The sequence below is a fragment of the Vibrio sp. K4 genome, from assembly GCF_051122595.1.
Lineage (GTDB): Bacteria > Pseudomonadota > Gammaproteobacteria > Enterobacterales > Vibrionaceae > Vibrio > Vibrio owensii.
The window spans coordinates 2207657-2232184 of sequence record NZ_CP178577.1; the positions used below are offsets into that span (position 1 = coordinate 2207657).

Annotated in this window: 19 protein-coding genes and 1 riboswitch; of the genes, 10 read left to right on the top strand and 9 right to left on the bottom strand. The window is 44.6% G+C overall.

The window, feature by feature from the left end:
* Positions 1–525 precede the first annotated feature (525 nt).
* Positions 526–744, top strand: a complete 219-nt coding sequence (cspD, locus tag ACLIIY_RS09875) for a cold shock domain-containing protein CspD (protein ID WP_005437446.1) — start codon at positions 526–528, stop codon at positions 742–744.
* A 157-nt stretch (positions 745–901) separates the two neighbouring features.
* Here cspD and ACLIIY_RS09880 read toward each other — a convergent pair whose 3' ends face one another.
* Positions 902–3127 (bottom strand): NADP-dependent isocitrate dehydrogenase, encoded by a 2226-nt coding sequence (locus ACLIIY_RS09880; RefSeq protein ID WP_434527536.1) that lies wholly within the window; start codon positions 3125–3127, stop codon positions 902–904.
* A 371-nt stretch (positions 3128–3498) separates the two neighbouring features.
* Between ACLIIY_RS09880 and ACLIIY_RS09885 the strand changes: the two genes are divergently transcribed.
* Positions 3499–4209 (top strand): pseudouridine synthase, encoded by a 711-nt coding sequence (locus tag ACLIIY_RS09885; protein ID WP_434527537.1) that lies wholly within the window; start codon positions 3499–3501, stop codon positions 4207–4209.
* Positions 4210–4290: 81 nt separating this feature from the next.
* Here the strand turns inward: ACLIIY_RS09885 and ACLIIY_RS09890 are convergent, their stop codons facing one another.
* Both ACLIIY_RS09890 and ACLIIY_RS09895 read right to left on the bottom strand, forming a co-directional pair.
* A complete protein-coding gene (locus ACLIIY_RS09890) occupies positions 4291–4968 on the bottom strand; it encodes a DUF2057 family protein (protein WP_434527538.1) in 678 nt (225 codons plus the stop codon).
* A gap of 76 nt (positions 4969–5044) precedes the next feature.
* Complete coding sequence (locus ACLIIY_RS09895; RefSeq protein ID WP_020195015.1) at positions 5045–6070, bottom strand: porin; 1026 nt, start codon at positions 6068–6070, stop codon at positions 5045–5047.
* 516 nt (positions 6071–6586) lie between these two features.
* On the opposite strand from ACLIIY_RS09895, the gene dinG reads away from it, so the two are divergent.
* From dinG to rsmS, 4 genes are read left to right on the top strand one after another with little or no spacing between them, the layout of a single operon-like run.
* Positions 6587–8662, top strand: a complete 2076-nt coding sequence (gene dinG / locus ACLIIY_RS09900; RefSeq protein WP_038896301.1) for an ATP-dependent DNA helicase DinG — start codon at positions 6587–6589, stop codon at positions 8660–8662.
* Positions 8663–8676: 14 nt separating this feature from the next.
* A complete protein-coding gene (locus ACLIIY_RS09905) occupies positions 8677–9462 on the top strand; it encodes a sulfite exporter TauE/SafE family protein (protein WP_434527539.1) in 786 nt (261 codons plus the stop codon).
* Positions 9459–10004, top strand: a complete 546-nt coding sequence (locus ACLIIY_RS09910) for a primosomal replication protein (RefSeq protein ID WP_434527540.1) — start codon at positions 9459–9461, stop codon at positions 10002–10004. The genes ACLIIY_RS09905 and ACLIIY_RS09910 overlap by 4 nt, the downstream gene beginning before the upstream one ends.
* Complete coding sequence (rsmS, locus tag ACLIIY_RS09915; protein WP_009707110.1) at positions 10004–10168, top strand: pleiotropic regulatory protein RsmS; 165 nt, start codon at positions 10004–10006, stop codon at positions 10166–10168. Before ACLIIY_RS09910 ends, rsmS begins: the two co-directional genes overlap by 1 nt.
* 91 nt (positions 10169–10259) lie before the next feature.
* Here the strand turns inward: rsmS and ACLIIY_RS09920 are convergent, their stop codons facing one another.
* Entirely contained in the window at positions 10260–12377 is a 2118-nt protein-coding gene (locus tag ACLIIY_RS09920; protein WP_434527541.1) for a methyl-accepting chemotaxis protein, read from the bottom strand.
* A 177-nt stretch (positions 12378–12554) separates the two neighbouring features.
* Between ACLIIY_RS09920 and xthA the strand changes: the two genes are divergently transcribed.
* The 4 genes from xthA (at position 12555) to ACLIIY_RS09940 (ending at position 19586) form a co-directional block, all read left to right on the top strand.
* Positions 12555–13361, top strand: coding sequence for an exodeoxyribonuclease III (xthA, locus tag ACLIIY_RS09925; protein WP_020195019.1), 807 nt, complete (start codon positions 12555–12557; stop codon positions 13359–13361).
* Positions 13362–13585: 224 nt separating this feature from the next.
* The gene (locus ACLIIY_RS09930; RefSeq protein ID WP_434527542.1) at positions 13586–15229 is read left to right on the top strand and encodes a type I secretion system permease/ATPase; all 1644 of its coding nucleotides are present in this window, start codon (positions 13586–13588) and stop codon (positions 15227–15229) included.
* The gene (locus tag ACLIIY_RS09935; RefSeq protein ID WP_434527543.1) at positions 15222–16565 is read left to right on the top strand and encodes an HlyD family type I secretion periplasmic adaptor subunit; all 1344 of its coding nucleotides are present in this window, start codon (positions 15222–15224) and stop codon (positions 16563–16565) included. Before ACLIIY_RS09930 ends, ACLIIY_RS09935 begins: the two co-directional genes overlap by 8 nt.
* 59 nt (positions 16566–16624) lie before the next feature.
* Positions 16625–16706: riboswitch (cyclic di-GMP riboswitch) on the top strand.
* A 30-nt stretch (positions 16707–16736) separates the two neighbouring features.
* Complete coding sequence (locus ACLIIY_RS09940) at positions 16737–19586, top strand: hypothetical protein (protein ID WP_434527544.1); 2850 nt, start codon at positions 16737–16739, stop codon at positions 19584–19586.
* Positions 19587–19668: 82 nt separating this feature from the next.
* Here ACLIIY_RS09940 and ACLIIY_RS09945 read toward each other — a convergent pair whose 3' ends face one another.
* The 5 genes from ACLIIY_RS09945 to ACLIIY_RS09965 all read right to left on the bottom strand — a co-directional run bounded on the left by ACLIIY_RS09945 (position 19669) and on the right by ACLIIY_RS09965 (position 24525).
* Positions 19669–20346 carry an ABC transporter permease gene (locus ACLIIY_RS09945; RefSeq protein WP_005437460.1) on the bottom strand — a complete coding sequence of 226 codons (678 nt, stop codon included), beginning with the start codon at positions 20344–20346 and terminating at the stop codon, positions 19669–19671.
* A 3-nt stretch (positions 20347–20349) separates the two neighbouring features.
* Positions 20350–21090 (bottom strand): ABC transporter permease, encoded by a 741-nt coding sequence (locus tag ACLIIY_RS09950; RefSeq protein WP_434527545.1) that lies wholly within the window; start codon positions 21088–21090, stop codon positions 20350–20352.
* An 81-nt stretch (positions 21091–21171) separates the two neighbouring features.
* The gene (locus tag ACLIIY_RS09955; RefSeq protein ID WP_009707114.1) at positions 21172–21942 is read right to left on the bottom strand and encodes an ABC transporter substrate-binding protein; all 771 of its coding nucleotides are present in this window, start codon (positions 21940–21942) and stop codon (positions 21172–21174) included.
* A gap of 80 nt (positions 21943–22022) precedes the next feature.
* Positions 22023–22793 (bottom strand): ABC transporter ATP-binding protein, encoded by a 771-nt coding sequence (locus tag ACLIIY_RS09960; RefSeq protein WP_434527546.1) that lies wholly within the window; start codon positions 22791–22793, stop codon positions 22023–22025.
* 259 nt (positions 22794–23052) lie between these two features.
* Complete coding sequence (locus ACLIIY_RS09965; protein ID WP_045412829.1) at positions 23053–24525, bottom strand: hypothetical protein; 1473 nt, start codon at positions 24523–24525, stop codon at positions 23053–23055.
* Positions 24526–24528 lie beyond the last annotated feature (3 nt).

The window sequence follows — 24528 nt, forward strand, 5'->3', positions numbered from 1 at the left end:
GATTTTTTTGCTGTTAGAACTATCAATTTAAATGCTCTCTGTTTCCCCCCCTGTTATTACAACCCTCAACCCCACCAAGATCACACTTACAGAGGAAAAAGAGCTAAATATCAAGAAAACATCACTTTTTATTCATTTAGTAGAATCTTCTAATGTAGGCAATTTGGTTAGTATCCCTTCCCTTGATATCAAACCCTTGCAGTCCTTTTGACTAAATGCCATCGCATGCGCCAGAAACAGTTTGCAAAAATGTTAATCTCAAAAGTGATTTGTTTTCAAATATGTTTCTGATTGTTGACTTTCACTATTGACTGTCGAGATTCATTGACTACAGTGGAAAGTGTTGATGCATAAATCCTCACTCTGGGTTTGTTGGTTTTCTAACATTCTGGTGAATATGGATATGCTCACTCGACGTGTGTTAGCAATCGCGAAAATAGTAACGGCTAACAATGAGACCAAGTTAAAGGTATAGCTTGGGTGAAGTAACAACATCAGTAAAAAATGCATGAGGGATGTAAAAGCATGGCTACAGGTACAGTAAAGTGGTTTAACAATGCCAAAGGATTTGGGTTTATCTGTTCAGATGAAGAAGAAGGAGATATTTTCGCCCACTACTCAACTATCCAAATGGACGGTTATCGTACACTGAAAGCAGGCCAACAAGTCTCATACGAGGTTGAAAAAGGTCCAAAAGGTTCACACGCAAGTAGCGTCGTGCCAGTAGAAGGCCAAGCCAAATAACTAGAGCGCTGTCGGAAAGACAAAACATTTGCTCTTGTAGAAGCACTGCATAGTTTTGCTTTTATAAAGAGAAAAATAAACCCGCCAAAGAGCGGGTTTATTGTTTTTATCAGTTTCAGATTCGCGCCACTGAAGTAGCGCGAGAACCATCTATATATTACTTGTTAATAATGGTGTTCAACGTCGCACTTGGGCGCATCAATGTAGACGCTAGCGCATCATCCAGTGAGTAGTAACCACCTAGCTCCCCTTTCACACCTTGCGCAGAATTCAGCTCAGAAACGATCGCCTCTTCTTGCTCTGCCAATGCTTTTGCCACTGGTGCAAACTCAGCCGCTAGGTCAGCATCTACCGTTTGCTCTGCTAGCGCTTTTGCCCAGTAAGATGCTAGGTAGTAGTGACTACCGCGGTTATCCAATTCACCAACTTTTCGCGATGGCGACTTGTTGTTGTCTAAGAACTCACCCGTCGCTTTATCAAGTGCGTCAGCAAGCACTTGTGCTTTTGCATTGCCAGCAACGGTGCTTAGGTGCTCAAGCGATGCCGCTAGTGCAAGGAATTCACCCAAAGAATCCCAACGCAGGTGGTTTTCTTTTTCTACCTGTTGAACGTGTTTAGGTGCTGAACCACCTGCACCTGTCTCAAATAGACCGCCACCGTTCATTAGTGGAACAATAGATAGCATCTTCGCAGAAGTACCAAGTTCTAGGATTGGGAACAGGTCAGTTAGGTAGTCACGAAGTACGTTACCAGTTACTGAAATGGTATCTAGACCTTCTTTAATACGCTCTAGAGAGAACTTACATGCATCGATTGGTGCAAGAATCTTAATCTCTAAGCCTGACGTATCATGCTCTGGTAAGTATGCGTTAACTTTCTTGATCAGTTCTGCGTCATGAGCACGAGCTTCATCTAGCCAGAATACGGCTGGAGCGCCTGTCGCACGAGCACGAGTAACCGCAAGTTTCACCCAATCTTGGATTGGCGCGTCTTTCACCTGACACATACGGAAGATATCGCCTTCTTCTACTGCTTGCTCTAGAAGCACCGCACCAGAAGCATCTACAACACGTACAGTACCCGCTTTATCTAGGATGAACGTCTTGTCGTGTGAACCGTACTCTTCCGCTTTTTGAGCCATTAGACCCACGTTTGGCACACTACCCATTGTTGTTGGATCAAATGCACCGTGTTCTTTACAGAAGTCGATAACCGCTTGGTAAATACCTGCATAGCTGCGATCTGGGATCATTGCTTTGGTATCTTTCTGCTTGCCATCAGGTCCCCACATTTGGCCAGAAGCACGTAGCATTGCCGGCATCGAAGCATCAACGATGATGTCACTTGGTACATGTAGGTTAGTAATACCGCGATCTGAATCAACCATAGCTAGTGCTGGCTGTGTTTCGTATACCGCAAGAATAGCTGCTTCGATTTCTGCTTTTTGTTCTGCAGGTAGCGCTTCAATCTTCGCATATACATCACCGATACCGTTGTTTACGTCAACGCCTAGCTCTTCAAACAGCTTACCGTATTTCGCAAACACGTCTTTGTAGTAAACCTTAACGGCGTGACCGAAGATAACTGGATCCGATACCTTCATCATGGTCGCTTTCATATGCAGAGAAAGCAGTACGTCTTGTTGCTTTGCTTCTGCAATTTCTTGCTCGAAGAACTCAACTAGCGCCTTCTTGTTCATTACTGAACAATCGATCACTTCTTTATCTTGTAGAGGGAATGCCGCTTTAAGCTCTTTCACTGAACCATCTGCAGCAGCAAATTCGATTTTAACCTCGGTTGCACCAGACACGGTTGTCGATTTTTCACTACCGAAGAAATCATTGTCGGCCATGCTTGAAACATGAGATTGAGAATCTGCCGACCACGCGCCCATCGAGTGTGGATTTTTCTTCGCGTAATTCTTCACTGAAAGTGGAGCACGACGGTCTGAGTTACCTTCACGCAGAACTGGGTTAACCGCACTGCCTTTGATTTTGTCGTAAGTCGCTTTGATCGCATCTTCTTCGTAAGTGCTTGGCTCTTCTGGGTAGTTTGGTAGCTCGTAACCTTTTGCTTGTAGCTCTTTGATTGCTGCTTTTAGCTGCGGGATTGACGCTGAAATATTCGGAAGCTTGATGATGTTCGCTTCAGGCGTCTTAGCCAATTCACCTAACTCTGTTAGCGCGTCACCGATACGCTGCTCTTCTTTTAAATGCTCTGGGAAGTTAGCGATGATTCGACCCGCTAACGAAATATCACGTGTATCTACATTAATGCCAGACGATGCAGTAAACGATTGAATGATTGGTAGTAATGAATAGGTTGCTAACGCCGGGGCTTCATCAGTGATGGTGTAGATAATTGTAGGTTTTTCTGTAGGCATGAAATTTCCCTATTTTTTACTCAACTAAGCTGAACAACTCAGCAACTGAGTTCGTTGAATTTACGCATTGCTTAACGTTAGTAGTGCATTCCTCCTCACCAACGCGACATGCGGTTTGCACTCTTTTTTATAGTTTGGAGCTCTTAGACTCTCTATCCATGAGTGCACTTTGTGCCAAGTTTGCTTTCATGTGATTCTTTTGCAAAAACACCGCACTAAAAGCAACTTGGCTATATCATTAAACAAATAACACGAAATAGTCTATTATTCTGTGCGCTTTTGTTAGTTTTAGGCGCGCAAATGATAGCCGATTAGAAGAAAACATAAAACTTTCAAACACAGTTCATTTACATTTTTGCAAGGTAGTTAACATGTCATCTCGAACGGGTCATGAAAAAGGTCGCCGTAGTAGCCAATCAAAACCAAGCCATTTTAAACGCTCCGGTAAGCCAAACCATTCAAATGGCCAAGCGAAAAATCGACCTAGTCGCCCTACTCGATCTTCAAAGCCAACTAAGCCTCGTATTGCTCCAGAAGATCGTAAAGTGATCATTTTTAATAAGCCTTATGACACGTTAAGCCAATTTACCGATGGCGATGGCCGTAAAACGCTTGCTGACTACATCCCAGTAAAAGACGTATACGCAGCAGGTCGATTAGATAGAGACAGCGAAGGTTTAATGGTGCTAACAAATGATGGCATCTTGCAGGCAAAGTTAACGCAGCCCCAATCAAAGTCACCGAAGACTTACTGGGTACAGGTTGACGGTGCTCCGACTAAAGAAGACTTAGAGAAGCTACGTAAAGGCGTTGAGTTGAAAGATGGCATGACATTACCTGCAAAAGTCGAAGTAATGCCAGAGCCAGAGATCTGGGATAGAACCCCACCAGTTCGCTTTCGAGCTAACATTCCAACAACTTGGTTGGCAATCACTATTATAGAGGGAAGAAACCGTCAGGTACGACGCATGACCGCACACATCGGCTTCCCAACACTGCGTTTGGTTCGCTACTCGATGGGCGGTATTGTGCTTGACGATTTAAAGCCCGGAGAGTGGCGAGATATCAAACTCTCGTTTTAAACATCAAAAGATGCTCACCTCAAAAAATATAAAAAGCAGGTCTGGGCCTGCTTTTTTAGTTTTTGTCGTCACTAATAACGATTATTGTTGAGCAACCCACTTCTTAAAGGTTTCTTTTTCTTGTGGTGTCGCTTTTTGGTACATCGTCTTAAGTAGATCAACCATTTGGCTGTCTTGTGCTGTTGATGACTGTGCGTCAGTTGTAGCAACTACTTTAGGCTCGACGCCAGTAAGCGCTTGGCTGTGTTGGTTTACTGTCACAACTGTCACAGCAACTCCAGCTACCCCACCAGCAATATTATAGTTACGAGCTTCCTGCGCGTAGTTACGACCAATTTGAACGCCATCGGATTCAAGAACGTCTTCAACAAGATCGATAGGCTGACCTTTAGAGTCAAGCAATTGCCACTCTAGAGGGGAAATGTTTGTTTGTGCTTGGCGGTAAGTTTTGAATTCTGGCAGCTCGAATTTTAGTTCTTCATTCTTCACATCGAACTTAGCAATAATAGCGTCGCCATAAACCCCTTTGATATCATCGCCAATTTCAAATTCTGGTTGGTATTTGAAGACAATTTGGTTTGTACCGTCAGGAATCTCTATTGTTTTCTCATCCGAAAACAAACCACCCTCCAACTTTGGCTTCTCCATATTTACCGCAAGTAGTTTTACGTCTTCAGGAACCACCAAGGTCGTTGCAGCATATAAGTTTGTACTGGCTAGAACAGAAAGTGTGATTGCCACTTTTAATGATAACTGCATAGAAATTAAATCCTTATCTCCAATAGTAAAAGACCCAGCATAGAGCTGGGTCTTACAATATCAAACTGGGTTTTGATTACCAGTAGAAACGTGCACCAACACCGAAGTCAGTTTTGCTGTCTGTCTTCACGTTGTCAGTTGAAGTTTCTTCAAATACGTATGCGCCTTCAACGAATACGCGAGCCCATTTAGAGAACTTGTACTCAACACCAGCGTAGAAACGTGAATCATCACCGTCTACAGTACCAGCTTGGTCAGAAGAAGACATTACTAGCTCGTAACCAGAGTAAAGAGTTGTCTTAGGAGCTACTGCAAACATACCTGCTAGAGAGATACCGTGAGAATCAACAGTCTCGTCTGAGATCTTGTTCTCGTCTTCGTTGTAGTAGTATGTTGCACCTAGAGTGTGCTCACCTAGAGCGTATTCACCAGTTACTTCGAAAGATAGGTTTTCTGAGTCGTGAGCAACCTTGTTTACTGCAATTTTGTTTACAGAAGAAAGGATACCAGCGTGCATAGATAGGTCACCGAAAGACTTACCTACGAATACTTCACGAACTTCTTCGTTCTTGTCTTTCTCGCCTAGAGCGTAACCCGCTTTTAGCCAGAAAGCATCGTTTTCGAATGCGTATTTAATTTGAGAATCGTTGTTCCACTCGTGTCCGTAAAGAAGTGCAGAACCACCGAAGAAGTATGAGTAGTCAGCGCCGTAAACGTCATCAGCGAAAGTACCTTCTTTACCGAAGCGGATAGTACCCATTTCGCCCATGTCGAAACCGAAGATGTGGCGACGAACGAACACAGTGTCGTCAGTACGCTCACTTGAATCAGCACCAGCGCCGTAGTTATCACCTAGAGCTACACCGATTTCAACTTCACCTAGAACTTTTAGGCTATCGTTTACAACGTAAACACCGTTTACACCCATACGAGAAGAGCTAGTGTTTAGCTCTGCAGTGTGGTCTGTGCTGTCTAGGAATAGAAGAGTTGGACGTAGCTGACCGTAGAAATCTACAGAACCTTCGTCAGATTTGAATACTTCAGCTGCATTCACAGTAGTTGCTGTTGCAGCAACTGCTAGTGCTAATAGAGTCTTTTTCATAATTAATCCACTGCCTTTTCTTAGTTCGGGATATCCTTGTCCGATTCCCTTTTTTTATATTTTTGAAACCGCTTGTTATCGAAACGTAACAATGATTGGTCTACAAAATCTGGGCACTAGAGTGCAAAAGATTATTCTGCCTGTCAAATTTTCTAAACCACAACATCAAAAAATAAAAATAACCTTAAAATACATACACTTGAGATTTTATATTTAAATTATTCGATGAAGTTCTAAACTAGCAACTTGATTTTTCGTAATTTAGTGATTCATTAATAACAAATAGAAAACACCATTCAATTGATTAAAATAGAAGTTGATTAGAACAAAAAACTACTCAGGTGGTATTTTTGAAGTTTTATATTTTTCACCTAATGAAATTATTTTCATTTAGTTTAGGTTCAATATTTTTTTGTGAACAAGATCTACATTCCGCACAAAAGCATTCCGTTTTGTGAACTACTGTAGAACCAGTGATGTGTGCTACTATGCGCCACCAACGCATTTGAGGCCCGTATGCTAACCAGTAACATCCAAAAATCGATTCGAACCAGTTATCAAAACTTGCAAGCTCAACTGGATAACTTTGTTCCGAGACGAGCACAAAACTACCTCGTCGCCGAGATCGCTAAAACGCTATGCGGGCAATACCACAAATCAAATCGTATGCTGGTTGCCGAAGCAGGTACTGGCATCGGTAAATCACTTTCTTATCTGATGGCCGCGATTCCTGTGGCGGTTTACAACAATCGCAAAGTGGTGATTTCAACAGCCACCGTGGCATTGCAAGAACAGTTAGTGAATAAAGACCTCCCTCTTTTCCGCCGAATTACGGATCGAGAGTTCTCTTTTATTCTGGCGAAAGGTCGTCAGCGCTACTGCTGCGCAGAGAAACTTGCAACAGCGAGCGGCGTTGATGGTGGCCAACTCGCCATGTTCGAGACTAAACCAAAGAAGAAAGACATCGAGCTTCTGGAAACCATGTACCGCTCTCTTGCTCAAGGTAAATGGGATGGAGACAGAGATTCATGGCCAAAACCGATCGATGACCACATTTGGCAATTGATAGTCAGCGATAAGCACAGCTGTAACAATAGCTTGCCCGCTCACCGCAACTGCCCTTTCCAAAAAGCCCGTGCAGAGCTAGATAAAAATGATGTCATCATTGCAAATCACTCATTGGTTATGGCGGATGCCGATTTAGGTGGCGGAGTCATTCTCCCAGAACCTGAAAACACGATTTACGTATTTGATGAAGCTCATCACCTGCCTCATGTTGCGCGAGACCATGCTTCTGCTTCAGCAAGCTTGAAAGGGGCTGCGGCATGGCTAGAAAAGCTCAACCAATCCATCACTAAGTTTTCTTCATTAACCGATGAAAAACGTGTTGGCCGATTCCGTAATGATCTACAAGAGTCGGTACAGGAACTGATACCTGCGTTAAACCAATTAACTAAACAGTTTGACCCTGCGCAGTTTGAAGAGAACGTTTATCGTTTTGAACATGGCGAGCTGCCAACTTGGTTAGAAAACCAGTCTAAAGATCTAAAACAACTGAGTAAGAAAGCGAATCAAAGTGTGGCTAAGATCGCCGATTTGATTGCTGAACGCGTTAAAGATGGTGAATTATCGTCAAGATTAGCGGAGCCTGCTTTAGCTGAATTAGGCTTTTACATTCAGCGCTTGGAAAACCTAGCGCAAGTATGGAACCTAATGGCAGAGCCTACTCGTGACAAAGGTGCACCTTTAGCTCGATGGTTAGAGAAACACCCAGATCGAGAAGGCGATTACATTGTTAGTGTTTCACCGCTAGAAATTGGATGGCAACTCGACCAACAAATCTGGAGCCGATGCATTGGAGCAGTGTTAGTTTCAGCGACGATGCGCGCGCTAAACTCGTTCACCTACTTCTGCCACCAAGTTGGGGTCGATGCAAAACCGGAGTCCGGCACTCAATTTTTGGCTTTGGCTTCTCCGTTTGACTATCAGAATCAAGCAGAGCTTTTAATCCCAGCAATGAAGTACGAACCCCAAGCGCCGCAGTTTACCGAATATCTTATTGAAATTTTGCCTAAGTATTTAGAAGACAACAAAGCGAACTTGGTATTATTCTCCTCTTATTGGCAAATGAACCAAGTGGCGGATGCATTAAGCTCAGATTTCATCAAACGAGGCTGGGCACTGCAGGTACAAGGCGAAAGTTCACGTGCAGAAATTCTAAAAAAACATAAAAAGCTCGTAGATCAACAAAAAACCAGCGTTCTTTTTGGTACAGGAAGTTTCTCTGAAGGCCTTGATTTGCCAGGAGAGCTGCTAGAAAACCTTGTCATCACCAAGATTCCATTTGGTGTGCCAACCTCTCCAGTAGAGCAAGCGCATTCAGAGTACATTGAGAAAAAAGGTGGCAATCCGTTTATGCAGATTACCGTGCCAGATGCGAGTAAAAAGCTCATCCAAAGTGTCGGTCGTTTACTGCGCAAAGAGCGGGATTCTGGTAGAGTGACCATCCTTGATAGACGTTTGGTAACAAAACGCTACGGGCAATCATTAATTGATTCGCTTCCTCCGTTTAAACGCAAGATCGAATATTAGAAGAATAACTATTTATGGAAATGATTGAGCCAACCATGCTGTTGGTGTTGGCGCTAGTCGCTTTTGTTGCTGGATTCATTGATGCCGTTGCCGGTGGCGGGGGCATGCTAACCGTGCCTGCACTGTTGTCGTTAGGGCTTCCACCGCATATTGCATTGGGCACAAACAAACTTGCTGCCTCTTTTGCTTCTTCTACTGCGGCATTTACCTACTACAAAAAGCGCCTATTTAAACCTCAATGTTGGGGGAGAGCATTTGTTGCAACCCTAATTGGCGCAACACTAGGAACATTGTTTGTCGATGCCATCAGCACACAGTGGTTAGAAAAAGTATTACCTCTGATTATTCTTGCTGCTGCAATGTACACAGTGTTCCACAAAACGCCTCAGTCAACGCATCAGAGCCCTACTCCTGAACCCTGCCCAATGCTAAACAAAAAGCAATACATGCAAGGTTTCACCATCGGCTTCTATGATGGACTGGCTGGCCCTGGGACAGGGGCGTTTTGGACAGTAAGCTCGATGGCTCTTTATCGACTCAACATCTTATTGGCGTCGGGCTTAGCCAAAGCCATGAACTTCACCAGCAACTTCACTTCTCTTATCACTTTTGCTGTTTTAGGTCATATCAACTGGGTGCTAGGCTTAACCATGGGGGTTTGTTTAATGGCAGGAGCCTTTGTCGGTGCCCATTCTGCGATTCGATTTGGCTCTAAATTTATTCGCCCAGTGTTTGTAACGGTCGTGAGCGTGCTAGCAATTAAGCTTGCTTATGATGCGTGGTTTGCGGGATTAACATGAACATTAAGCAACTTTCTGAAAACTTAGAGCAGATGTCGAAACAAGCCGCGATGCTTGATCGTCAACGTGGTGAACACCATGTCCACCTATTTGATGAACGTTTATTTCACTGTCGCTCACGTTTACTGACGCCATGTGTAAAAGAAGCTAAAGCCACACTTGATGCAATCATACGTGAGCAAAACGAAGACAAACTTACCGCTTTACGTGCAGAGTATTTAACTGAAAGGCTAGTGGCACAAATCACAGCAATTCAACGTGAGATATCCACTACGAAGATTCGTAAGGGTGAAATCAAGCACAGCAGCCACTTTAGAAAGCCGATCAACGTAATGTATCAAGAGTTAGCGCAGCACCAAGAATGGGCGCGCCGCCTACGTGAAATGGTATTAGAGAAGCAAAAAGCGGTCGAGATGGCTCCGAGCTTTACGCGCGCAGAAGCACAAAAAGTACTGTTGGCAACAGAACAACGACTAGAACGTTGTGAAGCCGCTTTGCTGAAGTTGGAAAACCAAATTACTCATAGGGAAAAGAACCAGTAATGTCAGAACAGCAAAACTCTCCTTTAGATGACGCACCAGCAGAGATCAAACTTGCTGTGGATTTGATTTACTTACTAGAAACCAATGAGATCGATCCAGAAACCGCGTTGAAAGCGATTAAGATTGTGCAAAGCGATCTGGAAAATAAGCTCAAAGCTGAATAAAGCGCTATCGGGAAACAAACACTTAAACACAATAAAGGGGAGCATTAATGCTCCCCTTTATATTACGCGGACAAGAGTGGCTCAAAAGTCATTAGACTTTGAACTGCGCCATCAACGCCTGTTGTTGGTCAGATAACGATTCCATCTCTGAACCCGCGCTCTCTGATGTTTGAGCCTGATTGAGGATCTCGCTGCTAAGGTCTCGGATATTCGCCACGCTTTGATTCACTTCATTTGATACCGATTGTTGCTCTTCGGCCGCTCTGACGATCTGACTGTTCATGTCATTGATCGCAGCGATAGACTCAAAAATACTTTGCAACTCTGCTACAGCCATATTGACTTGTTCAGCTGAAGATTGTGCTTTTTGGTTACCCTCTGTAATAGCTCCCACTACCGCCTGAGTGCCCGTTTGGACACTAGCGATCACATCTCGAATTTCCCCTACAGAGCTTTGAGTACGACTTGCTAAATTTCGAACCTCATCCGCAACCACGGCAAAACCACGACCTTGCTCACCTGCTCTTGCGGCTTCGATAGCAGCATTAAGCGCTAATAAATTAGTTTGCTCAGAGATGCCCTCAATGACTGTCAGAATTTCTGTAATGCTCGCATTGTTATTTGCCAACTCTTCAACCACAGGAACGGCTTTCATCATAGTAGAAAGAAGCGCTTGCATTTGTTGCTCAGACGCTTGAATCACTTGCTGCCCTCTCTCGGCTGATTTGCTCGCTGCTGAAGCTGCATTCACCGCGACCTCCGCATTTTGCACCACCAGCGCTGCGGTTTGCGTCATCTCTTCAGCGGCAGTGGCAACGAGATCAACTTCTTTGAATTGTGCATCACTACTGCTTCTTGTCGCCGCAACCACCAGCTTCGCATGTTCGGTTTTGTCCGCCATTTGTCGTGACATGTCCACCACTTCTTTTATGGTGCTCTGTAATCGCGCTAAAAATTGGTTAAATGCGTTTGATAACTGGCCAATTTCATCCTGTGATTTCACATCCAAACGTTGGGTTAGATCCCCTTCTCCCGTTGCAATGTCTTCCAAGCGAAGTACGACCTCTCGAATTGGCCTTACAATGGTTTTTGCCAATAACGCTGTCGTGGCTAACCCAATTAGCACTAGAACAACACCGACACTAACCTCGATGATGATGCCCTCTTCCATGTTCGTCGTGATCAAGGCATCTAGCGTGTCTGCATCAGACAATACGGCCGAACGCGGCATTTCAAAGATCACCCCCCAAGTCTGGTTGGCAACCTGAATAGGAGAGAAAACCGTCATCCACTCACCTGAAGCGTTCCACTCTAATGCCGCCTCTCCTCCAAACAAGAAATCGGTTAGCTTATCGTTGGACAGGTTTGAACTGACAAAAGGTTGACCAATGGTATTCGCTGAATCATCCGACGCGAGTAACGTGCCATCAAGGCTGATCATTGATACGCTTCCGGCTCCTGCAAACAAACTTTGGTCAGAATTGAGCGCAATCTTCGCCAACTGATCCAAACGAAGTTCGATCCCTAAGAAGCCGATAGGAACGCCTTCCACAATTAAAGGAATAGAAATGGAAGTCGTGAGGAAACTGCCAGTGTCATTGCTGTTCAATCGAGGTGAAGCAATACACGTTTGACCAGAAGAGATAGGACAATAAAAACGTTCAGCGTTCTCATTCTGATTCAGCACTTTCTCACTGAGAGTTTTGGCGAGTACATTTTCGCCGTTGTTTGCCTTTGACCAATAAGTTGCGAATCGACCCGCTTCATTAGAACCCACATAGTCGGCACTTTTGTAGTTTGAGTCTTCACTATCTAGCATGTCCGGATTAAAAACCAAGTACGCAGCTTGTATCGCATCAAAACGCAAAACTGCTTGTCGAATCATTTCATTCAAAGCAGACCGAAGATCTTCACTCGCACCAAAATTCTCCTCTGAGTTAGATTTGAAGAATAACGCGTTCGCAGCCAACATTTCGGCTCTATATGTCGCTTCGTTGAGGTACTCAGACACTTCCGTCGCATTTAATAGCGCACGGGTTTGTAAAAGTTGTTCCGACTTTTCCACAACAGACGCACTGCTCTCTTGTTGCAACAATTTTTGGTTGCTGAGCGCGTTGTAAACTGAAAAGCCAATTAAAGATAAAGAAGTAACAAGCAGGCAAAGCCCGGAAAGTAACGTGATTTTCCACTGCACAGATAGGGTTCGCATACAACATCCTTATTCAAGCAAACTCATTTTTGAGACTCATTAAACCATACGCAGGCACAATAGCAATTACATATTTAACAATTCTTTAAACTCAATTTGATTACATGAGAACCGTTTTCAGCTCGCCTTTGCGATGGTAACATCATGCTCAAACACGCCCTCTCAGAAGGATAAAAAATGAAAGTAATTAGCTTTAACATCAATGGACTTCGTGCGCGTCTGCATCAACTACAAGCGCTTATCGACAAGCACCAACCAGACGTTATTGGCCTTCAAGAAATCAAAGTACACGACGAAGCTTTTCCAATCGAAGATGTCGAAGCGATGGGTTACAAAGTTTACTTTCACGGCCAGAAAGCGCACTACGGCGTGGCTATGCTATGTAAACAAGAGCCAATCAGCGTTCAAAAAGGTTTCCCAACCGACAATGAAGAGCATCAAAAGCGCATGATCATGGCGACGTTTGAAGATGAGAACGGAGAGAAGGTAACGGTTCTAAATGGTTACTTCCCTCAAGGTGACAACATTGCTCACGAAACCAAGTACCCATACAAACGTCAGTTCTACAAAGATTTGATGACTTATCTGAACGATCACCACTCTAACGATGAACAATTGATTGTCATGGGCGACATTAACATCAGTCCAATTGACGCAGATATCGGCATTGGTGAACCAAACCGTAAACGTTGGTTAAAAACAGGCAAGTGTTCATTCCAACCAGAAGAGCGCGAATGGTTGCAAACCCTTCTAGATTGGGGTTTCGAAGATACTTTCCGTAACTTGCACCCAGAAGTCGACGACCGTTTCTCGTGGTTTGATTACCGCTCTCGCGGCTTCGATGACAACCGTGGCCTTCGTATTGATGTGATTTTAGCAACGCCATCGTTAGCAAAGAAATGTATCGAATCCGACATTGATTACGAACTACGTGGGATCGAAAAACCGTCGGATCACGCCCCTATTTGGTCTACTTTCAAATAGATAATGACAAGAGCTAATCGCAGCACATTTATTCAGCGATTAGCTCTACTCTTCCTCTCTCAAAAACGAAACCTCGCTTTCCCTCCACGTCTCACTTTTGAGGCACTTCTTAAGCTTTCACTTTCTATACTGATTACTACTTCTTTAGTTCATGGAGAGAGGGAAGTATGGTTCAAAATAGTTGGAACAGCTTGTCACCTTTTACATTTAAAGCATTAGGCCCCATGACATTAGTCAGCGCGGCGATTAATGCGCTAATGTTAGTGGTTCCAATATACAGCCTCCAACTCTTCGACCGCGTGTTATCGAGCAGAAGTACAGACACGCTGTTCCTACTCACCGCAATCGCGCTTTTCTTACTCATCTCACAGGCCTTACTCGACACTTTGCGACAAAAGTACACCCAACGAAAAGCACTTCAGTTCGAATCAGAAAGTTCACAGTGGCTCTATCAGATTTGTGGGACGAGGTCGGAAGCAAAAGCTCGATATGTTTTTAATGATATTAACGAGATCCGCTCACTCCTCACCTCTCCGAGCTTTTTCGTTGCCTTCGACCTTCCTTGGACTCCGCTCTTTTTACTCGTCATGTTCATGCTCCACCCTATCATTGGGCTAGTCGGCTTGATTGCTGTGATTTGCGTGCTGTTTGTTGCGCTGGTTTCCTTCTATGCCAAGAAGACATCTTTTGAAGCGACTTATGCGACTCAAATAGCCACAAACAGAAAAGTCGATGAGTTGTTCAACAAACAAGAAACCCTGCTTTCTCAACAATCTTACAAAGGAACGTTTGATAAGTTTCAATCGGTACTAGCTGAGAAACTTTGGTTCAGAAACAAAATTGACTTAGCATCTATCAACCTAACTTCGCTGGCAAAACTCGTTCGCATGACCCTGCAAATTGGCATTATGGGCACGGGGGCTTTTCTGGTTATCGAGAACGCAATGAGTGCAGGTGGCATGATCGCAGGCTCGATTCTAATGGCTCGCGCGCTTCAGCCGATTGAACAACTGACCGCCGGATTTCAAGGCTGGAAAACAGGACTAGCTGCAGCCGATCGCATTAAGCAAGTCGTCAACAAAAGTCAAACAGAGCCTGAACGAATCACGTTACCTGAAGTTTCAGGAGAGCTTCGTTTTGATCAAGTGGTTTGGTCGCCAGAGCACCACAAAGGTGAACCTGTTCTTAAACAGCTTAAACTCAGGTTAGAGGCAGGAAATCGTGTTGCAATCATTGGGGCCAGTGGTTCAGGAAAAACCAGCTTATGTAAACTCGTTACTGGCATACATAAACCAACCTCGGGCAAAGTGTGCATTGATGGTTTAGACGTTACCCACTGGGATCGAGACCAGTTCAAACACACGGTCGGTTACCTGCCGCAAAACATCCAGTTCTTACAAGGCTCCGTTAAAGAGAATATCGCTCACTTCGATATTGAAGTAACCGACTCGCAAATCATCAGAGCAGCCATGCGCGCTGGTGTCCATGAAACCATTCTTCAATTACCAAATAGTTACGAGACCATCATCGGAGATGGCGGCCACCAGCTATCTGGCGGGCAAGCACAAAAACTCGCTCTGGCAAGAGCTATTTGTTTCAAACCCAAGTTGCTGGTCTTAGACGAGCCCAACTCGCACATGGACAAAGAGGGAGAAGAATACCTCACCTCATTATTGGCTTCTTGCCGCGAAGAAGGCACATCCGTCGTCATGATTACGCACCAACCTCACCTACTACGCCATGTCGATTGGGTAGTCGAACTCAACCAAGGGCAAATCACCAAAGCGGGTGAAGCAAGCAAAGTTTTACGATCCATGATGGATGAACGTTCTCGAACACAACCAAAGTCGGAGGCTTCGAATGAGTAAAACGACATTACAACGCTCCGGCATTGAATTCGAAGATGGACGTAAGCTCTCTTTCACTACCAAACCTGTGGTTCTCTTCTCGATGTTGGTTCTATTTATCATGGTGGGTGGATTTATGGCCTGGGCCAGTCTCTCGCCGCTTAGCTCGGCCGCTATTGCGCCCGGTGTGGTGATTGTGGAATCCAAGCGAAAACCAGTCCAACACTTAGAAGGCGGGATTATTGAGCAAGTGCACGTCAAAGATGGGGATTGGGTAACCAAAGATGATTTGCTCATAACGTTAAGTGCCACTCAGGCTCAGGCGAACCTCAACCGACTGAGAGCACAATGGCAAAGCGATTTGGCACGTCTGAATCGCTTGCAATCGGAACTTGCCGATCATCCTGAAATTCAATTCGATAGCCGTTTGCTTTCTCGAAGTGATTCTGCCGATATTCAATCTATCATTCGCACACAACAAGCTTTATATGAAAAACGACGCTCACTGCGCGTTGGTGAGAGCAATATTTTAATTGAGAAGATAGAGCAAGCTCGCCTCGATATGGTGGGTTTACAAAAACGCTACCAAGCAGGAAAAGAGAGTATTCGTTATCTTTCTGAACAAGTTGCCATGCACAAAAAGCTGCTGACATCGGGCAACACATCTAAGTCTCGGTACTTAGATTTACAACGCGAACATTCTCAATTAGAAGGCCAAATTGCTGATCTTAGCGCTCAGATAGGTCGAGCCAAAGGCTTTGTTGCCGAGGCAAAAATGGAGCTAGCAAACGCAGATTTTAACTACGCGAAAACACTCGGTGAAGAAGTTCAAGAACTTGAACGTAAACTAAACGAGACTCGAGAAGCGATGGTGAATGCGAGTGATGTCTTAGAACGTGTCGAGATCAGAGCGCCCCAAGGTGGTGTTGTTGTTGGGCTGAATGTTGTGGGTGAGCATGCGATTATCGCCCCTGGCGACACATTAATGGAAATCGTGCCACAAGAAGATGAGCTCATTGTGGAGGCACTTGTAAAACCAGAAGATATCGAAGTCCTTCATATTGGTCAGGCAACACAAGTACGCCTTACCGCCTTTAGTTTTCGGAAAACACCGCCAATTGAGGGTAAGCTGATTCACGTTTCTGCCGACCGGATTAGCGATCAAGCAACAGGTTCGTCCGCTTATCTAGCGCGAGTGTCACTCGATGCCGACATGTTAAATCAACTCGGAGAGTCGATCTCTTTGTACCCCGGAATGCCCGCAGAGGTCATGATCCTAATAGAAGATCAAACCCCGTTGGACTATTTGCTCAACCCTCTCGCCGTCGCTTCATATAAAGCGATGCGAGAGATGTAAGACTTATTCAAAAAATCATAATCCCTCGACGTTACTGGCTAATTAACTGATAAACAAAAGGATGATAAAGCCAAACCCACTGCGAGGTGGGGACGGAAAGCTACAGATCTCAAATGGTATTGAGATGGCTGAGCTGCCTCTATGTATCTTGCGATATATGAGGACAAAGCAATGGCGGAAGAAGTTTCTGTAACAGACACCAATGCAAAAGTTGGCAATCTATTAGACGGGCCAACTCAAGATGGAGTGTCAAGGGATGTGGATAATCACCTTGAAGACAATTCAGGCGCGGATCTAGAAGTTCGCGCTGGTAAAGGTGACGATATCGTTAAGACAGGTGATGGTGATGATTTTATTGCCGGAGGCCGAGGATCTGAAGCGATTAAATCCGGAGACGGTAACGATGTTATCGAATCATGGAACCACAGTATTGATGCAAAAGACGAAGCTGGCGTAAATCCCAACATCGACTTAGCTCGTGATAAGGATGTAGAGCATGTGGGGTGTGTCGATGACATCATTGTTGCTGGCTCTGGTAACGACTATGTCGAAGGCGGTGGTAACAACGACATTATTTATGGTGATCGTCGAGCTAAAACGGATGATAACAACTTATTATCAAATGGTGATTTTGATGATAGCGTAGGCGATACTCCTGTCGTCGATCATGGCGGCTGGCAAACCTACTCTAGTTATGGTGGATGGGAAGCAACCGAAGGTTTAATCGAAATCCAAAACAATGGCGGCTATGGGTCTAACAAAGATCCAGCAAGAGAAAACGTATTAGAGCTTGATTCTCATAAAGATGGCGATAATACCGTAACCAACTCAACCGTCAGTCAAACCTTCACGGTTGATACCGCAGGCACATTCAAACTCTCATTTGATCACACCAACCGCACCTCTAATGCAGACACAAACGGTCTGAAGGTTCTCATTGATGGCGAAGTTGTCGGAACATACAACAACTATGGCTGGGAAACGGTCAATCTAGATCTAGATCTAGGCGCTGGCGAACATACCATTTCATTTATGGCCGATGGTAACGAAGATTCTCTTGGTTCCCTACTCGATAATGTCGCTCTTCACCAATACCAAGCTAACGATGTATTGATTGGTGATGGCACTCCTAGAGACGGAGACAATATCGATGAAAGCTCGAAACCCGGTGATGACTTAATCCGAGGTAACAAAGGCGCAGACGTACTCATTGGTGACAATTTTGATGCCCTTTCTTTCAATGAGCAGTCTGGTGAGTTTGAGTTAGATTTAGACTCCGCTGAGGCACCAGAGGGTGACGGTTTGGGTCTTGATAACGCGACAGCTTACAATCCTGATGGCTCAGAGGGCATGCTTGTCACCAAAGGAGCAGCGAACGGTGAAACCGGATACGGTGTAAAAGGCAACTCGGAAAGCGGTGTTAACTCACAGATCGGCTACTCGTACATCGACAGTGACGGTTCTGGACCAGACACAATAGGCTCAGAGATTCTGTCTGTATGTCTAGAAGAACATACGATGGCAGCCAAAGTGGGCATTTCGAATCTCTACCTCGATGAAGGTAATGATGGCGTTGATGAAACTGGTCATTGGGCAGCTTACCGAGAAGGTATTCTTGTCGCTGAAGGAGACTTCACGGCTGCTGATTTGAAAGATGGCAACAACCACAGCGGCTACTTAGAAATAACACCTGAAGACACGGGCTTCAAAGCTTTTGATGAAATTCAGTTTTCTGCTGTTGGACCTGAATTTGACAAAGGCAATGGGCAGGACGCGAGTGATTTCTTCGTTACATCGGTAGAAGCGGTTGGTCTCACTGGTGATGGTACAGATAAGCTACACGGTGGACGCGGTGATGATGTTCTACTTGGTGGTGATAACCTAGAAACCTTGCCTACGCCAGAAAACGGCATGTATGACATCAGCGAGTTTAATGGCACTTTTGATGTCGAACTCATAGGATCAGACGCTGGATTCAACAATTCTCTTGGGTTCTATACTGCAGATTCCAATGGGGATGTAGTAAATGTAGGCATCTTGTGGTCTGACGTTAAGAACGTCGAAAGCTCATCGACTTCTATTTCAAAAGAAATGATGGGCGGCGAAGCCTGTAAGCTGGGCTTCTTCATTGTTCCAGACGGTGCAGATAAAGGTATTGTTGATGGCGTTGTCGAACTAACTGACTTCGATCTAAATCTACAGACTCTTAATGAAGTAGCGTTCGAACTGGGTCTACCGATTCATGCGCAAGTATCTCCGAACGGTGAAGGAACATCCTTGTTCCAATGGAACGACAATACTGACTTATCAGGTAATGATAACGACTTTAATGATGTTGAGCATAATGTCACGACAGTTGCGGAACCGGAACTACTGAAAGGTGGCCGAGGTGACGACTGGCTAGATGGTGGTGCCGGTGTCGATGTGCTTAAAGGCGGCAAAGGCGATGACGTGATCATTGGCGGTAGTGGTGCTGACGAAGTTCGTGGTGGCAAAGGCAACGATACTATTGCTTACGACGCGGACGATACGTTAATCCGAGGAGGTAAAGGATTCGACGTTCTTGTCGCCAACGATAAAGATGGCCCTATCGATATCGACATGTCTAAAGGCGGAGACAATATTAAAGGCATTGAAGCTGTCATTGGTACCAATAGTGATAGTGACTCTGTAACCCTAACTCTAGGCAAAGCCTACCACCAAGGTGGAGCGAGCGATAACACCAAGAGTAAAGACGATGGCCAATCAGAATTCTTTGCACTTGGTGTAGAAGATATCAAGCTCGATGAAAGCAATGGTTGGAGCCTAGAAAGCGATACTCAAGGCGATCCCGATGATGGTGTTACTATGACGGTGGCGGACCTTATGGCGTCATCAGATTACAAGCTAGACCAAGGCATGATTGATTCCTTAGGCCTATCAGGCTCAGATGTATTAACAGCCTACACCTTTACCAAAGGTGGTAAAGAAGTCGTCATTTATACCGACGCAGCCTTTGACGGTGATTTCCAATTTGTATAGGTAAACTCACTCGCCCTTCATCTACCTAAAAAGAGCGCCAATTGGCGCTCTTTCTTTTACGTATCCGAACAATAGGCATGTACTAGCTCAATGGTCTTAGATACGCCAAGAAACGTTTCTCGGCAATTTTAAAGCACCAAAGAATAATAAATGTCAACGCCATATAGAACAGGCCTGCCGTCAAGAAGGACTCAAACGGAGCGTAGTATCTTGAGTTCACCAATCGTGCGGCACCAGTTAGGTCCATGATGGTGATGATACCTGCAACCGCACTGCCGTGAAGCATAAAGATGACTTCGTTCGAATAAGCAGGTAACGCTCTGCGAAGCGCACTTGGCAAGATGATACGACGGTAAGTCATAAACTTGCTCATGCCGTATGCTTTTGCGGCTTCTACTTCGCCCTTTGGCAAACCATTGATCGCACCACGAATGATTTCCGCCGTGTAAGCCGAAGTATTAAGAACGAAAGCCACCAAGGCACAGAACCAAGCATGTTCCCAAAGTGTGTCTTTAACTGGGAAGAATTGGTCCATACCGTAGTAAATGAGATAAAGCTGCACCAACAGCGGCGTCCCACGGAAAAAGTAAATAAACGCCCATGACGGCAAACTTAACGCGTAATTCGTGCTGTTACGTGCGATAGCTAATGGAATTGATACACATAGACCAATCACAAGCGCTAATGCGACAAGCCATACTGTTGTCCAAAGCCCATCTAGGTAGACCGGGAAACTTTCAATTATCAATGAAAAATCCATGGCTTACCTCGCGTGAATACTGAATTTACGTTCCACCAGCTTAAGCAAACCGGTCGAAACGCTGGTAAAGAACAAAAAGATGATCGCGACGGCCATATAGAAGGTGAACGGCATTTTGGTTGTACCTGCTGCTAATGAGCTCATACGAACCATGTCTTCCAAACCGATGATGGAAACTAAAGCCGTCGTCTTGAGCAACACTAACCAGTTGTTACCAAAGCCGGGTAAGGCATGACGAATCATTTGTGGTAAGAGGATTCTTCGAAAAGACATTACGGGGCTCATGCCATAAGCTTTTGCCGCCTCCAACTCGCCTTTGTCTACCGCCATGATTGCTCCGCGGAATGTCTCCGCCATATAAGCGCCAAAGATAAAGCCAATGGTCAATACACCGGCAATAAACGGGCTGACATCAATGTAATCTGGCAAGTAAGACGCCCACTCGTGATCAGGGTTACTTGAGGTAAACCATTCATTGAGCGTCTCATTGATAGAGTAAAGGCTGTTGTTTAATAGAATTTGACCACCAAAGAAGATCAACATCATCAGAACCAAATCTGGGATACCGCGAATGATGGTGGTGTATAACGTCGCGATTGCTCTCGCCCACTTGTAAGGAGCAAGCTTTGCCAAGGCGCCAAGCATGCCAAGAACAACGGCTAAAATCAGAGAAAGTACGGCGACTTCGATGGTTACTAGCGCCCCTTTTAAAATCGAGGCTTCATATCCTTGTAGATCCAGCATAGGTGAGTTCCTAATCCCTAAAACTCAAAAATCGACCGTTAGCGACTTCTAGGAACAAGCTAACGGTCGCTTAGCTACGGCTTAGTCGCCGTAAACATCGTAGTTGAAGTATTTACCAGCAATTTCTTGGTAAACACCTTTTTCACGTAGCGCGTTAATCGCTGCGTCTAGCTTCTTCGTCAAATCTTTATCTTGTTTACGAACGGCAATCCCCATACCTTCACCAAACCATTTAGGGTCAGTTAAAGAAGGACCAACAAACTCATACGCTTCACCGCCGGCTTTGTTGAGTACGCCTTCTTCTAGTGCCGACGCATCACCCAATACAGCAGCGATACGACCGTTAGCAAGATCTAGGTACGCTTCGTCGAATGAACCGTAGCGAACGATTTCGACATCGTCACCGTAGTTATCCGTCAAGTACTTGTCGTGTGTCGTCGCACGTTGAACACCAACTTTCACATCTTTAAGATTATCAAAATCTAAACCTGCGCCTTTCTTAGCGATGAATTTGTTTGGAATTTGAGCGTACTTACCAGTGAAGTCGACTTTCTTTTTACGTTCTTCAGTGATCGACATTGCCGCAATGATCGCATCGTATTTACGGGCAAGTAGAGAAGGAATGATGCCATCCCAATCCTGAGCAACGATCTGACACTTAACTTGCATCTCTTCACAAAGTGCATTTGCCATGTCTACGTCAAAGCCTTTGATTGAGCCATCGGTTTCTGTCCAGCTAAACGGAGGGTAAGCGCCCTCAATACCAAAGCGAACGGTTTTCCATTCTTTCGCTTGAGCCATACCAGACACTGCCGTCGCAGCAAGCGTTGCTGCTAATAACCACTTTTTCATTTCCATACTCCTGTGATTGCTTTTATTTGGTTTTGATTGTTGTGCTTAATAGGTGGCAAAAGACTGCCACCCAAGAAATATTAGTAGATTGATGAGATAAATTGCTGTAATCGTTCCGAATCTGGGTTTGTAAATAGCTTAGCTGGATCTCCCTGTTCTTCCACTAAGCCTTGATGCAAAAACATCACATGGTTAGATACGTCACGCGCAAAAGCCATTTCATGAGTCACAACCAACATGGTTCGGCCTTCATCTGCCAAGTCTCGCATTACCCCCAACACTTCACCAACTAGCTCAGGATCGAGTGCGGAGGTTGGCTCATCGAACAACATCACTTCAGGGTCTACTGCAAGCGCACGAGCAATAGCGGCACGTTGCTGCTGACCACCAGAAAGGTGCCCTGGGTAGTAATCTTTGCGTTCATATAGTCCAACTTTTTTCAAAAGCATCTCTGCGTTTTCAATCGCTTGTGCTTTCGGCACGCCAAGAACATGAACCGGTGCTTCAATCACGTTTTCTAGAACGGTTAGATGTGACCAAAGGTTAAAGCCTTGAAATACCATGGCTAAACGAGAGCGAATACGCTGTACTTGTTTTTCGTTGGCAGGAACGGACTCCCCTGCTCGGTTATTTTTCATTTGGATAAGCTCGCCGTTTACCCAAATTTCACCGGCAGTTGGGGTTTCAAGAAGGTTAATACATCTCAGGAAGGTACTCTTACCAGAACCGGAAGAGCCAATGATGGAGATAACATCTCCTTTATGAGCGGCAAGTGAAATGCCTTTAAGAACTTCATTCTGTCCAAATGTTTTGTGCAGGTCTTTGATATCTAGCGCTGGTACGTCATTCATTGCGCCTTACTCCCTGTGTTTTAATCACTGCAATAAGGGACTCCGCCCTCTTTGAATTGGAACAAACTATCACCACCCCAGAGAAGTTGCAACAAATTATTAACCTAAATAACTCGAATAGATAGATACAACAATCAAATGAATATGCAATATTTAGCGTTATATTCTTTTATTGTTGAATAATTGACATAAAAAAGCCCCTCAAGAGAGGGGCTAAATAAGATACAAAACTGTTAATTAACTCTTGCTTTGTCGACTGTTAATTAAAACGCGTTACAACAAGAGAGTTCGAAGTGCGTAGCGTCACTTCACTTTCCATTCCATCTTTTTCAGAAGTTAGAATACCATCAAGATCGGCTTCCAATTCAGGTTCAGAAGCTTCGCCGTTAGAGAAGAAACTCATAAACACTTCTGAGTCAATGTCGCTCTCGTCATTAAGAATGATCGCAGAGCGGTTAAAATTATCCGTTTCAGATACTTTCAAGCCATTTACTGCTGAAGATGGGAAGTTGTAGTAGTCAAGTTCAGGTACCACTACATAATCACTATTGCTTTTAGTGAAGATACGGTGCGTTACTTTGTAATCACCAGAAGCGGCAAAGTACGCAGTGCGAACAAAACCTTCTGTAGTGCTAGTGAAACCCATATTAATATCAATCACAGACTCACGCCCGCTCTGAGATATAACGCTAGGTTTTGAGTTTTGCAAGTTGTTGATATTTAAGTAAGCACTTGGATCAACATCAATATCCCAACTAGAGTCAATAGTGCCAGTTAGCAATGAATCCCATCCGTTAGTCGCATTCTCATCAACCGCTAAGTAAACCCACTCTTCTTTGTTGGCTTCACTTGGTCGACGATATTCATCAACGGAATTACTCAACTCGACGGCATCATATAAATAGTCATTAGCTACAAAACCAACATTTAGAGAGTCAAACTTGTAGTTTGATGATGAGTAAATGTTTGAGACAACATCAGTCGTGACTAGATCAATATCGCCAGTACCCCAAGAACCGATTCCATATTGGTACAGTGATTTGTTATCTAAGCCGATTTCATATTGGAATAAAACGGTTGGCTCGCCATTGAAACCCAATAGCTCTTCATCTGAAGTCATGTCACTGTTAGGAGACTCTAGAACCTCCTTTTGCGATACGAAATGATAATCGCCGCCACCTGACACTGCGTTACGATATGAAAGGTTTTTGAACGTTTTATCCGACAAGTTGCCGCCAGTAAAACACTTATTCAATGATTCACGGTTTAGAGCAAAGGTCGCATTACGTAATTGTTTATCTTCCAAAAACTCACGAGAGAATGAGTTTACACGCACTTCTCTACCATTGAATTCCAGTGCTTGGATGGTGATGTAACCGTCTTCAGGAATGTCCTCTAAAACAAACTTAAAGTTATCACTGGTTGGTTTAATTATGTCACCAACCATTTTGCCGTCAGCATCAGAGTAGTAACCAATAACGTTATTAGTAACCTGAGCTTTCGATGCTTGGCTGTATGTTAGAACGGTAGCGTCACCATTCGAATCTGTATCTCGATCATAAACTGTACAGTTTTGCGCTTTAGCATCACTCTCAGATAAGGTCGCCGGAATCGCAAAATCAATAGTGAAGGTTGTTTTTGATGCACCGCCACCGCCGCCGCCGCCGCCGCCACAACCGACCATTAATCCCGAAATAATTGCCACTAGCGGCAGTACTTTAAGCTGTTTCATGTC